The organism is Streptomyces sp. NPDC023573, assembly GCF_055559735.1.
This window is the reverse complement of record NZ_JBVHKB010000005.1, coordinates 42,787-56,911: the sequence shown is the minus strand read 5'-3', so window position 1 is coordinate 56,911 and position 14,125 is coordinate 42,787. Positions and strand designations below refer to the sequence as shown.

Here is a 14,125-nt window from a genome sequence, read left to right as displayed (position 1 = left end):
GCGCGGGGCCCTCTTGGATGTGCGGGCCGGCTACAGCCAGGCCGCGAACTCCAGTGACATCTCGCCGTCCTGCGTGCGCCCCGCCGCCAGCGCCCGGGTGCCGGACTCGACGGCACGGAACAGCGTCCAGCCGCGCAGCCGCGCCTGGTCGACCTCCAAGGACTCGGCGAGCTTCTTGACCCTGCGGCGGGCCGTCACGGCACCGCCCGGCGAGGCGATCAGGTCCTCGACCCGGTCACGCACCAGCCGCGCCAGGTCGTACGCGCGCTCCCCGGTCAGAGGCTCGGGCCCGACCGCCAGCCACGGGGCACGCTCACCGGCCAGGACCTTGCTCTGCCGGAAGTTGCCGTGCAGCAGGAAAGTCTCGGGGGAGTCCTGGACCAGCTCCTCGCGGGCCGCGAGGGCCGCCGAGACGAGCGGTTCGAGCGCGGCGTCCTGTGCGGCGGCCGCCCGTACGGGACCCACCTGCCGGGCGGTGCGCTCCTCGACGGTCTCGAAGGCGTGGCCGGCCGGCGGCTCGACCCACAGCCGGCGCACCGTGCCCGCGGCCTCCAGGAGCGCCTTCGCCTCGGGCAGGGAGCGCAGGGACACCTCGTGGTGCAGCCGCTCCAGGAGGAGGGCGCCGTCGGGGCCGTCCGTGTCGGCGGCGGCCAGGAGCTCGACGGCCCCCCAGCCCTTCCAGTGCGCCAGTGCGGCCCTCTCCGGCGCGGGAGCGGCCCCGGGAGGCGCGATCTTCAGCACTGCGGGCGTGCCGTCGCCCCGGTGCACCAGGAGGACGAGACCGCTCCGCCCGCCGGGGGCGCAGACCCGGTCCAGGGAGACCGAGTGCGCGGACAGCGCGTCTTCGGTGAGTGCGGGGAGCCGCCCGAGCCACTCGGCGGCGGCCGCGTCCCCGTACGTCTCGCCGAGCGCTCGCACCAGACGCTGCGGCGGTTCGAAACCCATACGTGCCTTGTTCCCTTTCGGAGCGTGCTCAGTTGCGCTCGGTCGCTCAGTGCGTGACACCCGTGGCCCCTGCCTCCGCCGTGTTCTCCGGCGGGGCGGCCTTCTCGGTGAGCCCAGGAAAGGCTACGCCGGTGCCGCGCCAGCGCACCGCACGCACCGCGGCCTCCCGGAGCGCGCCCGCCGCGTCCTGCCGCAGCGGCCCCCGGGCAGCCCGTACGAGATCGGAGTACACGCCCGCGACCCGGTCCTCCAGCACGGCGGCGAGCCGCGTCGCGGTCGCCGGGTCCCGCGCCGCGAAGGGCAGCGTGTACGCCGCGTGCGCGACCACGGGCGTACCGCCCAGGTCACGCACGGTCCGGGTGAGCGCGTCCCGCCGGGCCCGGTGGGCGTCGTAGGCCGCTGTGGCGTCGTCGCGGCGGCCTCCCTCCAGCCGGCCGCCCAGCGCCCCGTAGCCGTACACGGCGGCGTGCTCGGCCGCGAGTGCGGCCTGTGCGGCGCGCAGCGTGCCCTCGGTGCCGTCCGCCCCGGCCTCTTCCTGTGCCATGCCGCTCATGCCGGGATCTCCTTGGCCAGTTCGGTCAGCAGATACGCGTGGGCCGCGCCGGCCGCGGCGATCGAGGCCAGCAGCCTGGCCAGTTCCGGTTCGGCGGTCAGCAGTGCGGCGGCGCGGCTGTCGGCCACCCTGCGCTCCTCGCCCGCCAGCTCCCTCAGGGCCGCACGCGCGTCGGTGGCGACCGCCGGCGGGGCGGGGGCGGGGGAGCCGCCCGCGGCCTTCGGCGGCCCGCCCAGGGCCGCGAGGTGCTGCCGTGCCGCGGCTCCCATCGGCGCGACCCCGGGCTCCGTCACCGGGTGGGCGGCCGCGAGCTGTTCGTAGCGGGAGAGCAGCGAGGCGCTGTCACGGGCCGCCGACGCACGCAGCGCCGTGCCCGCCCGGAGCGAGGCGGCCCTGGCGTCCGCGCCCCCGGAGGCACTCGGCGACTCGGCGCCGTCCCCGCAGCCTGTCAGCACCGCACCCAGGGCCAGGGCTCCCGTAGCGGTGAGCGCACTCCTGCGCGTCGTCCCCGTGCGGTGCACTTGTCTCCTTCAGCCTGGTTTTTGACAGTTTCTGACCTGAAGTGATCACCGGACGTGAGCGTACCCGCGGCCGGACGGGAGGGGGACGGCAACACCCCTGCGGACCGGATACCCTTTGACCTGACACGCGACGATCCCCACAACAGCACACGCGGCCGAGGAGTCACCCGGATGAGCACCACCCAGAGCGACAGGCTGCGCGAACTGCTGGAGCCGCTCGTCAGCGCCAAGGAGCTGGACCTCGAGGAGATCGAGGTGTCCCAGGCGGGCCGCCGCCGGGTGCTGCGGGTCATCGTGGATTCCGAGGACGGCGTGGAGCTCGACACCTGCGCGGAGCTCAGCCGCTCCGTCTCGCAGACGCTGGACGAGACCGATGCCATGGGCGAGGGCGAGTACGTCCTCGAGGTGAGCTCTCCGGGCGCCGACCGCCCGTTGACCGAGCACCGCCACTACGTACGAGCGACGGGCCGGCTGGCCAGGCTCACCCTGAGTGAGGGCGGCGAGCTGGTGGCCCGCATCCTCGGGGTGGACGACGAGGGACTCGATCTGGAGGTACCGGGCGTCAAGGGCCGCAAGCCCACGTCGCGCCGTGTCACCTTCGACGAGATCGCCAAGGCGCGCGTGGAGATCGAATTCAACCGCAAGGACAAGAAGGAAGAGGAGGCGTAGCCGTGGACATCGATGTGAAGCTTCTGAAGGGCTTGGCGCAGGACAAGGAGATCCCCTTCGACGTGCTCGTCGGGGCGATCGAGTCGGCCCTCCTCATCGCGTACCACCGCACCGACGGCAGTCACCGCCGTGCGCGCGTCGAGCTGGACGCCGGCGGGCATGTCACGGTGTGGGCGAAGGACGACCCGGCCGAGCTCGAGGAGGGCCAGGAGCCCAAGGAGTTCGACGACACGCCGTCCGGCTTCGGCCGTATCGCCGCGACCACCGCCAAGCAGGTCATCCTGCAGCGGCTGCGCGACGCCGAGGACGACAGGACGTTCGGCGAGTACGCGGGCCACGAGGGCGACGTCGTCACGGGCCTGGTCCAGCAGGGCAAGGACCCGAAGAACGTCCTGGTCGACATCGGCAAGCTGGAAGCGATCCTGCCGGTCCAGGAGCAGGTCCCGGGCGAGGAGTACACCCACGGCCTGCGGCTGCGTACGTACGTCGTGCGGGTGGCCAAGGGTGTGCGCGGTCCGTCCGTGACGCTCTCGCGCACCCACCCGAACCTGGTGAAGAAGCTCTTCGCGCTGGAGGTTCCGGAGATCGCGGACGGCTCGGTCGTCATCGAGGCCATCGCCCGCGAGGCGGGCCACCGCACCAAGATCGCTGTACGCTCCACCCGGGCCGGACTCAACCCGAAGGGCGCCTGCATCGGCCCGATGGGCAGCCGTGTGCGCAACGTCATGGCGGAGCTGCACGGCGAGAAGATCGACATCGTGGACTGGTCGGACGACCCCGCCGAGATGGTCGCCAACGCGCTGTCACCCGCGCGGGTGAGCAAGGTCGAGGTCGTGGACCTCGGGACGCGCTCCGCCCGGGTGACCGTGCCGGACTACCAGCTGTCGCTGGCGATCGGCAAGGAGGGGCAGAACGCCCGCCTGGCCGCCCGTCTCACCGGCTGGCGCATCGACATCCGCCCGGACACCGAGACCGACGAGGAGCGCGACGTCGCGGACCGTGAGCGCGCCGAGCGCGCCCGGGAGCGTTCCGAGCGCGGCTGACGGACTCCGGGCTGCCTCCGGGCGGTCTCCGGGCTGCCTCCGGGCGGTCTCCGGGCTGTCTCCGAAGGAATAGATCGAGGCGTCATGCCGCTGAGATCACGACAACATCCGTTCGATTTGTGCCCCCAAGGGGTGAGGTCGGTGCGGGGAGGTAGACTTAAACGTGTCTGGCCGGACGCACGCCCGCGCTTGCCCCGAGCGAACCTGTGTGGGATGCCGGGAGCGAGCGGCCAAGAGCGAGCTGCTGCGCATCGTGGTGGACGAGGGAGAGGTTGTCCCTGATCCACGCGGTACGCTGCCCGGCCGGGGTGCGTATGTACACCCCGCCTCTGTCTGTCTCGACCTGGCGGTCCGCCGCCGGGCATTCCCCCGGGCCTTCAAGGCCAAGGGGCCGTTCGACTCCGCCGCACTGCAGCGGTTCGTCGAGCGGGTGACACCGTAAGAAAGTGAACGGCACGGGTCCCCGTGCGGTCAGGTACCTCGCGAGTTGGAAGTAGGTCGAGATTGCGATGAGCACTCGATGAGTACGCGATGAGTACGCCCATGAAGTAGCGACGGTCCGGCGGTAACCCGGACCTAAAAGGAGCGAAGTGGCTAAGGTCCGGGTATACGAACTCGCCAAGGAGTTCGGAGTTGAGAGCAAGGTCGTCATGGCCAAGCTCCAGGAACTCGGTGAATTCGTCCGTTCGGCGTCCTCGACGATCGAGGCGCCGGTCGTACGCAAGTTGACTGACGCACTGCAGGGTCCCGGTGGCAACGCCGGCAAGTCCGCTGCAAAGCCTGGCGCGCCCCGCAAGGCCGCCCCCTCGAAGCCCGCAGCGCCCTCCCCGGCCGCCGCGGCACGTCCCGCTGCCCCGAAGCCCGGCGCCCCGGCCCCCAAGCCGGCCGCCGCGGAGACTCCGGCGAGCAGCACCCCCGCGGCGCCGTCCGCGGGTCCCCGTCCGGGTCCCAAGCCCGCGCCGAAGCCCGCCCCGGTCACCCCGGTGCCCGCCGCGGAGTTCTCGGCACCGGCTCCGGCCCAGCAGCCGGCCGCGCCGCAGCAGGCCCCGCGTCCCGCCGGTGCCACCCCCGGCCCCCGCCCCGCCCGTCCGGCTCCGGCCGGCGGTCAGCGTGACGGTGGCCGCGACGGTGGCCAGCGTGACGGCGGCCGCGGTGGCGAGCGTGGCGGCGACCGCCCCGCGCGTCCCGCAGGCCAGGGCGCCCCGCGCCCCGGCGGCGCCCGTCCGGCCGGTCCCCGTCCGGGCAACAACCCCTTCACCTCCGGCGGTTCCACCGGCATGGCGCGCCCCCAGGCGCCCCGTCCCGGCGGTGCCCCGCGCCCCGGCGGCGGTCAGGAGCGCCCCGGCGCCCCGCGCCCCCAGGGTGGTCCCGGCGGCGCCCCGCGCCCCCAGGGCCAGGGTGGCGCACGTCCCTCTCCGGGCGGCATGCCCCGTCCGCAGGCTCCGCGTCCGGGCGGTGCCCCGTCGGGTAACCGTCCGAACCCCGGCATGATGCCGCAGCGTCCCGCTGCGGGCCCGCGTCCCGGTGGTGGCCCCGGCGGTGGCCGTGGTCCCGGTAGCGGCGGCGGTCGCCCGGGTGGCGGCGGCGGTCGTCCCGGTGGCGGCGGCTTCGCAGGCCGTCCGGCCGGTCCCGGTGGCGGTGGCGGCGGCTTCGCCGGCCGTCCCGGCGGTCCCGGTGGTGGCGGCGCAGGCCGTCCCGGTGGTGGCGGTGGCTTCGGCGGCCGTCCCGGATTCGGTGGCCGTCCCGGCGGCCCGGGTGCCCGTGGTGGCACACAGGGTGCGTTCGGCCGTCCCGGCGGTCCCGCGCGTCGTGGCCGCAAGTCGAAGCGTCAGAGGCGCCAGGAGTACGAGGCCATGCAGGCCCCGTCGGTGGGCGGCGTCATGCTGCCTCGTGGCAACGGGCAGGCTGTCCGGCTGTCGCGCGGCGCGTCCCTGACCGACTTCGCGGAGAAGATCAACGCCAACCCGGCGTCGCTCGTCGCCGTGATGATGAACCTCGGCGAGATGGTCACCGCCACGCAGTCCGTCTCCGACGAGACGCTGAAGCTCCTCGCGGACGAGATGAACTACGTCCTCGAGATCGTCAGCCCGGAGGAGGAGGACCGCGAGCTGCTCGAGTCCTTCGACATCGAGTTCGGTGAGGACGAGGGCGGCGAAGAGGCCCTGGTCTCCCGTCCGCCGGTCGTGACCGTCATGGGTCACGTCGACCACGGTAAGACCCGGCTGCTGGACGCGATCCGCAAGACGAACGTCGTCGCGGGCGAAGCCGGCGGTATCACGCAGCACATCGGTGCGTACCAGGTCGGCGCCGAGGTCAACGGCGAGGACCGCAGGATCACCTTCATCGACACCCCGGGTCACGAGGCGTTCACCGCCATGCGTGCACGTGGTGCGAAGTCCACCGACATCGCGATCCTCGTGGTGGCGGCGAACGACGGTGTGATGCCCCAGACGATCGAGGCGCTGAACCACGCCAAGGCGGCCGAGGTGCCGATCGTGGTCGCGGTCAACAAGATCGACGTCGAGGGTGCCGACCCGACCAAGGTGCGCGGTCAGCTCACCGAGTTCGGTCTGGTGGCCGAGGAGTACGGCGGCGACACGATGTTCGTCGACATCTCCGCCAAGCAGGGCCTCAACATCGAGGCACTGCTGGAGGCCGTCGTCCTCACCGCCGACGCCTCGCTCGACCTGCGGGCCAACCCGGAGCAGGACGCGCAGGGTATTGCGATCGAGTCCCACCTCGACCGCGGCCGCGGTGCCGTCTCGACCGTCCTCGTCCAGCGCGGCACGCTGCGCATCGGCGACACGATGGTCGTGGGCGACGCGTACGGCCGTGTCCGGGCGATGCTCGACGACAACGGCAACAACGTGCAGGAAGCGGGTCCCTCGACCCCCGTCCTGGTCCTGGGTCTCACCAACGTCCCGGGTGCCGGCGACAACTTCCTGGTCGTCGACGAGGACCGCACGGCGCGTCAGATCGCCGAGAAGCGGGCCGCCCGCGAGCGCAACGCCAACTTCGCCCGCAAGGGTGTCCGGTTCTCCCTGGAGAACCTGGACGAGGCGCTCAAGGCCGGTCTGGTCCAGGAGCTCAACCTCATCATCAAGGGCGACGCGTCCGGTTCGGTGGAGGCTCTCGAGTCCTCGCTGCTCCAGCTCGACGTCGGTGAAGAGGTCGACATCCGGGTCCTGCACCGCGGTGTGGGTGCGGTCACCGAGTCGGACATCAACCTGGCGACCGGCTCCGACGCCATCGTGATCGGCTTCAACGTGCGCGCCGCAGGGCGTGCCGAGCAGATGGCCGAGCGCGAGGGCGTGGACGTCCGGTACTACTCGGTCATCTACCAGGCGATCGAAGAGATCGAAGCGGCCCTCAAGGGCATGCTCAAGCCGGAGTACGAAGAGGTCGAGCTCGGCAAGGCGGAGATCCGCGAGATCTTCCGCTCGTCCAAGCTGGGCAACATCGCCGGTGTGCTGGTCCGCTCCGGCGAGGTCAAGCGCAACACCAAGGCGCGCCTGCTGCGCGATGGCAAGGTCATCGCGGAGAACCTCAACATCTCCGGTCTGCGCCGCTTCAAGGACGACGTCACCGAGATCCGCGAAGGCTTCGAGGGCGGTATCAACCTCGGAAACTTCAACGACATCAAGATCGACGACGTCATCGCGACGTACGAGATGCGCGAGAAGCCGCGAGGCTGATCCACGGGGAACCCCGGGGGGTGACCCCCGGGCTCTCCTGCACGGTCGGGGCCGGTCGACGGGTCGTATTTCCGTCGATCGGCCCCGGCCGTTGCGTGTACGGTGCGGATGTCCCCGCCGGGTGAAGGCGGGGCGTGGCTGTGCCAGTCCGGGGGACGACCCCGGACCCCGAACCCGAACCGGCGGGACATCCGGACATACATGTATGTGGGGACACTGTCCTTCGATCTGCTCCTCGGCGACGTACGGTCGTTGAAGGAGAAGCGCTCCGTCGTCCGCCCGATCGTCGCCGAGATCCACCGCAAGTTCGGGGTGAGCGTCGCGGAGACGGGCGGCCAGGATCTCTACCGCAGGGCCCAGATCGGTCTTGCCGTGGTCTCCGGGGACACCGGGCACCTCACAGACGTACTCGACCGGTGCGAGCGCATGGTCGCCGGCCGGCCCGAGGTGGAGCTGCTGTCCGTACGACGGCGGCTGCACAACGACGAAGAAGACTGAGCACGTATCAGAAGGAGAAGGACCAGTGGCCGACAACGCGCGGGCAAAGAAGCTGGCGGACCTCATCCAGGTGGTGGTCGCCGAGAAACTGCAGCGCGGCATCAAGGACCCGCGTCTGGGCACGCACGTGACCATCACGGACACCCGTGTCACCGGCGACCTGCGGGAGGCCACGGTCTTCTACACGGTCTACGGCGACGACGAGGAGCGGGCCAGCGCGGCCGCCGGCCTGGAGAGCGCCAAGGGCATCCTGCGCTCGGCGGTCGGCGCGGCGGCGGGGACGAAGTTCACCCCGACGCTGGCCTTCGTGGCCGACGCCCTGCCGGACAACGCCAAGGCGATCGAGGACCTGCTCGACCGGGCACGTGCCTCGGACGCCAAGGTCCGTGAGGCGTCCTCCGGCGCCACGTACGCCGGAGACGCGGACCCGTACCGCAAGCCGGAGGACGAGTCCGACGAGAACGACGGGGACTCGCCTTCCGCATGACGCAGAACAAGCAGAACAAGACGCCGGACGGCCTTGTCATCGTCGACAAGCCGTCCGGCTTCACTTCGCACGACGTCGTGGCCAAGATGCGCGGCATCGCCCGCACCCGGCGGGTCGGCCACGCCGGCACGCTGGACCCGATGGCGACCGGTGTTCTCGTCCTGGGCGTCGAGAGAGCCACCAAGCTGCTCGGGCACCTCGCGCTGACCGAGAAGGAGTACCTGGGGACGATCCGGCTCGGCCAGGACACCGTCACCGACGACGCGGAGGGCGAGATCACCTCGTCCACCGACGCCTCGGGGGTGACCCGCGAGGGCATCGACGCCGGGGTCGCCGCGCTGACCGGCGCGATCATGCAGGTGCCGTCCAAGGTCAGCGCCATCAAGATCGACGGCAAGCGGTCCTACGCCCGGGTGCGCGGCGGCGAGGAGTTCGAGATCCCGGCCCGTCCGGTGACCGTCTCGTCCTTCCGGGTCTACGACGTCCGTGAGGCCGTCGCGGAGGACGGCACCCCGGTCGTCGACCTGGTCGTCTCCGTGGTCTGCTCCTCGGGTACGTACATCCGCGCCCTGGCCCGCGACCTCGGCGCCGGGCTCGGCGTGGGAGGGCACCTGACCGCGCTGCGGCGCACCCGCGTCGGACCGTACGGCCTCGACGGGGCGCGCACCCTCGACCAGCACCAGCAGGAGCTGACCGTGATGCCGGTGGCCGAGGCCGCCGCCTCGGCCTTCCCGCGCTGGGATGTGGACGAGAAGCGCGCCAAGCTGCTGCTCAACGGCGTGCGGGTGGACATGCCGTCCTATCCGCCGGGCCCGGTGGGGGTCTTCGGGCCCGACGGGGCGTTCCTCGTGCTCGTCGAGGAGCAGAAGGGCAAGGCCAAGAGCCTCGCCGTCTTCGCCTGAGTCTCCGTCCCCGACGACATGCGCGCGGGCTCCCCGTGGGTCCGCCCGTCGTGGAGCGGGCCGCCCCCCCGTGCGGGCCCGCTCCACGATCCCCCTCCCGCGTCCATCCCTGTCCACCGGAACCCGCCGATTCACCCCAATGGGCGGGCGCTCGGAGTGACCGGGGGGTGCGAGGGGGGCGCTTTCGCCTCGCGCGTTTCCGGTGCCGATCATCCGGGACCTACCGTCGGACCATGGGCAGCGGGGACCGGTCGAAACTTGTGAAGATCTGCGATCAGGCCGGCCGGCCGCGGGGAACCGGATTCGTCGCGGACGACCGGGGCACAGTCGTCACCAGCCATCAGGCCGTCGCCCGCTCCACGCCCCTGACGCTGCACTCCGCCGACGGCCTCAGCTGCGCCGTCGGCCCCGACGACATCACCGAGCTGCCCGCCCTGGGCCTGGCCCTGCTGCGCACCGGCGGCCCCGGGACCCTCGGGGTGGAGCCGCTCCCCATCGCCGTACGCGAACAGATCGGTACGGGCACCTATGTGCGGATCGCCGCCCACGGCTGGCGCGAGGCAAGGGTGCTCGGGACGACCCCCGCGACGTATTCCGAGGGCGGACGCGACCACCCGGTGAGCGACGCGCTGGAGCTCGCCCTCGGTACGGACGGGCGCGACGCTCTGCGGTCCGGCGGCGCCGCCGTCGGGGGGCCCGTGACGGACCCGCGCACCGGGGCCGTCCTCGGTGTTCTCTCGACCGCGCTGAGCGCCGGACGCGAGACCGCGGGGCTCGCGGTGCCGCCGGCTCCCCGGGACGCCCCGGCGCCGCTGGCCGAGGTCCTCCGGCGCAACGCGAACAGCGTTCCGGGATACGGCCGCGACCTCAACCTCGCGGGAGCGCTGCAGCTGACCGCCACCTCGCTCGGCCACGCGGACAGCCGGCCCTGCGGCACGGAGGTCGTGGAACGCCCCGAGATCAGCGCGGAGTTCACCGCCTTCGAGACCGGCACAGGGCCCGTGCTCGGCATGGTCGGCGCTCCCGGGACCGGCCGCACCACGGAGCTCGCCGCCCTGGCCGACCGCCGCGCCCGGGGCCCCGTGCCCGCACTGACGCTCTGGCTGCGCGGTGCCGACCTGCTGGCCGACGACACCTCGGTCACCGACGCCATGACCCGCGCGCTGCAGCGCTCCGGCAGGATCATCACCGCTGCCGGGGCCAGGGGCGACATGGAGACGGCCACCCCCGAGCGGGTGGCCCGCCTCGCCGCGGCCTCCGGGAACCCGCTCCTGGTCGTCGTGGACGGCCCCGAGGAGATGCCGCCCCTGCTGGCCCACCGGCTCGCCGGGTGGGCCGTGGCGACGGCCGGGTGGCTGCGGGCCCACGAGGTGCGGATGGTCGTCGCCTGCCGCCCCGAGCACTGGGAGACCGCCGGCGCGCTGTACCCCCCGGGAACACTGCACCGCCCGGAGCGGCCTGCCGGAGGCCTGCCACCAGCCGTCCGGCTCGGCGACCTCACGGCGGAACAGGCCGAGCGCGCGGCGGAGCGGTACGGCATCCCGCCCGGCGCGATCGCTCCCGGCCACGACCGGCATCCGCTCACGCTGCGCCTGCTCGCCGAGGTGCGCGCGGCCCTGCCCCCCGACGTGCCCGGCAGACCCGGCACGGAGGAGGTCTTCGCCGCACATCTGGACCTCGCCTGCGTCCGGATCGCCGTCCGGATCGGGGCCCAGGGCGAGCCCCGGCTCAGGGGCGCGGCGGTCCGCAGACTGGCGGCGAAGGTGGCCGGCCAGGTCCACGAGGCGGCCAGGCGCTGCCTCGGGCCGGGCCAGGGCGAGCTGGACCGGGCGGCGTTCGAGGAGATCTTCCCCTGGCGCACGGGCTGGGCCTCCGCCGTACTCACCGAGGGCCTGCTGGTCCCTGCGGGATCGGGATACCGCTTCGCCCACGAGGAGCTGGGCGACTGGGTGCAGGGCGCGCACCTCGACCTGGACGCGGCGCTGCACTCGCTGGTCCACCGCTGGCACGCGGACGGGGCCCCCGAAGAGCCCGCGCCCGCCCCGCAGGACCCGGCCGCGCCCCACAACCTTCCCGTGCCGCGTCACCGCATCGGCCCCGTGCTCCAGGCGATGCTCCTGCTGGAGCGGCGGCAGGGGCACGCGGCCCTCGCCCACCGCATGGCCGACCTGATCGAGGCGATGGACCGCCTGCCCACCGGCCCGGGCACGCGGGAGAGGCTCACCGACGCCGCCTGGTGGGCCGCGCACCTGCTCCGGGAGAGCCTGCTGAGGGTCCCCGACGCCGGCCCCTGCCTCGGGGTGCTGCGGGTGCTCGCCGGCCGGATCACCCGGCGCTCCCTGTCCGGCGGCGGCCCGGCCGCGCTCGGCCCCTACGCGGAGTTCGGTCCGTGGTTCTGGCGCCGGATCCGGCTGCCCGAAGCCGACCGGATCGACCTCCTGCGCCGTCTCCTGCCCGCCGACGGCGCCCCCCGCGCGGACGGCGGCGAACGGTATCTGGACGCCGTCTCCCGGCGCCTGGCCGCCCACCCCAGGACCGTCCAGGCGCTGCTCTGCCGCTGGTTCACCGACGAGAGCCCACTGCCGGCCGAGGAGGGCCTGCCGATGCGGCTCACCGTGGCCGCCGCCGCGCAGGCCCTCCTGTACGCCCGCCGGGACCTCGCCGTCGACGACCTGACCGAGGCGCTGGCCGACGCCGACCACCCGCGCGCCGCCGAACTCCTCACCACTCTCGCCGAGGACGAGCCGACCGCCCTCTGCCGGGCCGTCGACCGGTGGGCGCGTGACGAGGAGCGGCCCGGGCGGCGCGCCGCCGCGGCGGTCCACGCCGCGCTCACCGCCGCCCGCGACCTGGCCGCGTCCGACCGCGCCCTGCTGCGCGGGGCGGCGCTCACCCTGCTGGCCCGGCCGGACGACACACCCCTGCACGCCCAGGCGCTCACCGTCCTCGTACGGGACCCGGGCACAGGGGGCCGCTACCTGCCGCAGGCCCTGAGGCTCTTCGCCGCCGGAGACCCCCGGCTGCCCGTGGCCCTGCTCACGGAGGTGTTCCCCGAACACCCCGAGCCGGTACTGGCCGCGCTGCGCGCCCGCCTCTCGCTGCCCGGGGAGGCCGCCGACGGTGTCCTTCGGGAGCTGGCCGCCCTGGACGCCCCCGCCCTGGCGCTGCACGCCCCGGATCTCGTACGCCGTTACATCGACAGCCGGGCCGACGGCGAGGAGTCCGGTGCGCAGGCCGCCGCCTACGTGGATCTGCGGCTGGAGCACAGTCCCGCCGCCCGGGCGCTCCTGCTGCCCCTGATGACAGGGCTGCTGCGGGACCGTCCCGCGCCCCCCGCCGTACGCGCCGCGCTGGCCCGGGTGCTCGCCGCCACGGGCAGCGCCGCTTCGAGGCCGCTGCGGGCGGAGCTGCTGGAGGTCCTGCTGGAGTTCGAACAGGAGAAGGGCAGGGACCCGGAGGTCCTCGACGCCCTGCTGAGGGCGGCCGCGGCAGGCTCCGGCCGCCGCCCCGAGGCCCGTACACGGGCTCTGGTGCACCGCACCGGGATGCTTCTCGTGCGGACACCCGAGGGTGCGGCCCGCTTCGACCGGGGCCTGGTCGAACTCGCCCGTGACGTTCCCGGATTCGCGGCCCTCGTCACCCGCTGGCTGGCGGACGCCCCGCAGGAGTGGGCCGCCGTCGTGGGACCCGGTGCCCGGCGCACGATGGAGGCACTGGACGGCTCACGGCCCGGGATCCCCATGCCGATGCAGGCCGCGGGACGTGAGCATGGCAGTCTTAGACCTGCGTAATGGACACACACACGTACACAGGTTCGGGCGAGGAGCGGTCAGAGTGCACTGCTGGCGTGGCTTGGAGGACATCCCTGAGGGCTGGGGGCGCAGTGTCGTCACCATCGGCTCCTACGACGGGGTGCACCGCGGACACCAGCTGATCATCGGCCGTGCCGTGGAGCGGGCGCGCGAGCTCGGCGTGCCCTGTGTCGTCGTCACCTTCGACCCGCACCCCAGCGAGGTCGTACGCCCCGGCACGCACCCGCCGCTGCTCGCGCCGCACCAGAGGCGAGCCGAGCTCATGGCCGGCCTCGGGGTGGACGCGGTGCTGATCCTGCCGTTCACCTCCGAGTTCTCCAAGCTCTCGCCCGCGGACTTCGTCGTGAAGGTCCTCGTCGACAAGCTGCACGCGAAGCTGGTCATCGAGGGCCCCAACTTCCGCTTCGGGCACCGGGCGGCGGGCAACGTCACCTTCCTCGCCGAGCTCGGCCCGACGTACGACTTCCAGGTCGAGGTCATCGACCTCTACGTGAGCGGTGACGCGGGCGGCGGCGAGCCGTTCTCCTCCACGCTCACCCGCCGCCTGATCGCCGAGGGCGACGTCGCAGGGGCCGCGGAGATCCTCGGCCGCCCGCACCGCGTCGAGGGAGTCGTGGTGCGCGGCGCCCAGCGGGGCCGAGAGCTCGGCTTCCCCACGGCGAACGTGGAGACCCTGCCGCACACCGCCATCCCCGCCGACGGCGTCTACGCCGGCTGGCTCACGGTGAACGGCGAGGCGATGCCCGCCGCGATCTCCGTGGGCACGAACCCGCAGTTCGACGGCACGGAGCGGACCGTCGAGGCGTACGCGATCGACCGCGTCGGCCTCGACCTGTACGGGCTGCACGTCGCGGTGGACTTCCTGGCCTATGTGCGCGGCATGCTGAAGTTCGACTCGATCGACGACCTGCTCGTCGCGATGGCCGCCGACGTGAAGCGTTCCAGCGAGCTGATCGCGGCGTACGAGCGGGCCTGACGCCTTCCTGTGGTGCGCGCGCCG

General features: G+C 73.3%; 12 protein-coding genes. 9 read left to right on the top strand and 3 right to left on the bottom strand.

Annotated elements, in window-relative coordinates; genetic code table 11:
• Positions 1-30: 30 nt before the first annotated feature.
• Genes ACZ32T_RS17280 through ACZ32T_RS17270 form a run of 3 tightly spaced genes read right to left on the bottom strand, consistent with a single transcriptional unit; the run spans position 31 to position 2,019 of the window.
• Entirely contained in the window at positions 31-945 is a 915-nt protein-coding gene (locus ACZ32T_RS17280) for an aminoglycoside phosphotransferase family protein (RefSeq protein ID WP_467270664.1), read from the bottom strand.
• 46 nt (positions 946-991) lie between these two features.
• Positions 992-1,498: a ferritin-like domain-containing protein gene (locus tag ACZ32T_RS17275; RefSeq protein WP_467270665.1), complete on the bottom strand. Its 507-nt coding sequence runs from the start codon at positions 1,496-1,498 to the stop codon at positions 992-994.
• Positions 1,495-2,019, bottom strand: coding sequence for a hypothetical protein (locus ACZ32T_RS17270; RefSeq protein ID WP_467367643.1), 525 nt, complete (start codon positions 2,017-2,019; stop codon positions 1,495-1,497). The genes ACZ32T_RS17275 and ACZ32T_RS17270 overlap by 4 nt, the downstream gene beginning before the upstream one ends.
• A gap of 171 nt (positions 2,020-2,190) precedes the next feature.
• Here ACZ32T_RS17270 and rimP point away from each other — a divergent pair, with 171 nt between their 5' ends.
• The 9 genes from rimP to ACZ32T_RS17225 all read left to right on the top strand — a co-directional run bounded on the left by rimP (position 2,191) and on the right by ACZ32T_RS17225 (position 14,101).
• Positions 2,191-2,688, top strand: a complete 498-nt coding sequence (gene rimP / locus ACZ32T_RS17265) for a ribosome maturation factor RimP (RefSeq protein ID WP_467270669.1) — start codon at positions 2,191-2,193, stop codon at positions 2,686-2,688.
• Between the two features lie 2 nt (positions 2,689-2,690).
• Positions 2,691-3,731: a transcription termination factor NusA gene (nusA, locus tag ACZ32T_RS17260; RefSeq protein ID WP_362937801.1), complete on the top strand. Its 1,041-nt coding sequence runs from the start codon at positions 2,691-2,693 to the stop codon at positions 3,729-3,731.
• A 163-nt stretch (positions 3,732-3,894) separates the two neighbouring features.
• Positions 3,895-4,173: a YlxR family protein gene (locus ACZ32T_RS17255; protein ID WP_014153747.1), complete on the top strand. Its 279-nt coding sequence runs from the start codon at positions 3,895-3,897 to the stop codon at positions 4,171-4,173.
• Between the two features lie 148 nt (positions 4,174-4,321).
• Complete coding sequence (gene infB, locus ACZ32T_RS17250) at positions 4,322-7,426, top strand: translation initiation factor IF-2 (protein ID WP_467367641.1); 3,105 nt, start codon at positions 4,322-4,324, stop codon at positions 7,424-7,426.
• 201 nt (positions 7,427-7,627) lie between these two features.
• On the top strand, positions 7,628-7,924 hold the full coding sequence (locus tag ACZ32T_RS17245) for a DUF503 domain-containing protein (protein ID WP_356713710.1): 297 nt from the start codon (positions 7,628-7,630) through the stop codon (positions 7,922-7,924).
• A gap of 25 nt (positions 7,925-7,949) precedes the next feature.
• The gene (gene rbfA, locus ACZ32T_RS17240) at positions 7,950-8,411 is read left to right on the top strand and encodes a 30S ribosome-binding factor RbfA (protein WP_467270675.1); all 462 of its coding nucleotides are present in this window, start codon (positions 7,950-7,952) and stop codon (positions 8,409-8,411) included.
• Complete coding sequence (truB, locus tag ACZ32T_RS17235; protein WP_467270677.1) at positions 8,408-9,313, top strand: tRNA pseudouridine(55) synthase TruB; 906 nt, start codon at positions 8,408-8,410, stop codon at positions 9,311-9,313. The genes rbfA and truB overlap by 4 nt, the downstream gene beginning before the upstream one ends.
• A gap of 233 nt (positions 9,314-9,546) precedes the next feature.
• The gene (locus ACZ32T_RS17230; protein ID WP_467367639.1) at positions 9,547-13,104 is read left to right on the top strand and encodes a S1 family peptidase; all 3,558 of its coding nucleotides are present in this window, start codon (positions 9,547-9,549) and stop codon (positions 13,102-13,104) included.
• A 43-nt stretch (positions 13,105-13,147) separates the two neighbouring features.
• Positions 13,148-14,101 carry a bifunctional riboflavin kinase/FAD synthetase gene (locus tag ACZ32T_RS17225; protein WP_467367637.1) on the top strand — a complete coding sequence of 318 codons (954 nt, stop codon included), beginning with the start codon at positions 13,148-13,150 and terminating at the stop codon, positions 14,099-14,101.
• Positions 14,102-14,125 lie beyond the last annotated feature (24 nt).

What these genes read in the sequence shown, in the direction of transcription:
- rimP (WP_467270669.1), top strand. Translation starts at nt 2,191, where the DNA reads ATGAGCACCACCCAGAGCGACAGGCTGCGCGAACTGCTGGAGCCGCTC.
- ACZ32T_RS17230 (WP_467367639.1), top strand. Translation starts at nt 9,547, where the DNA reads ATGGGCAGCGGGGACCGGTCGAAACTTGTGAAGATCTGCGATCAGGCC.
- ACZ32T_RS17275 (WP_467270665.1), bottom strand. Translation starts at nt 1,498, where the DNA reads ATGAGCGGCATGGCACAGGAAGAGGCCGGGGCGGACGGCACCGAGGGC.
- ACZ32T_RS17280 (WP_467270664.1), bottom strand. Translation starts at nt 945, where the DNA reads ATGGGTTTCGAACCGCCGCAGCGTCTGGTGCGAGCGCTCGGCGAGACG.
- truB (WP_467270677.1), top strand. Translation starts at nt 8,408, where the DNA reads ATGACGCAGAACAAGCAGAACAAGACGCCGGACGGCCTTGTCATCGTC.
- ACZ32T_RS17245 (WP_356713710.1), top strand. Translation starts at nt 7,628, where the DNA reads ATGTATGTGGGGACACTGTCCTTCGATCTGCTCCTCGGCGACGTACGG.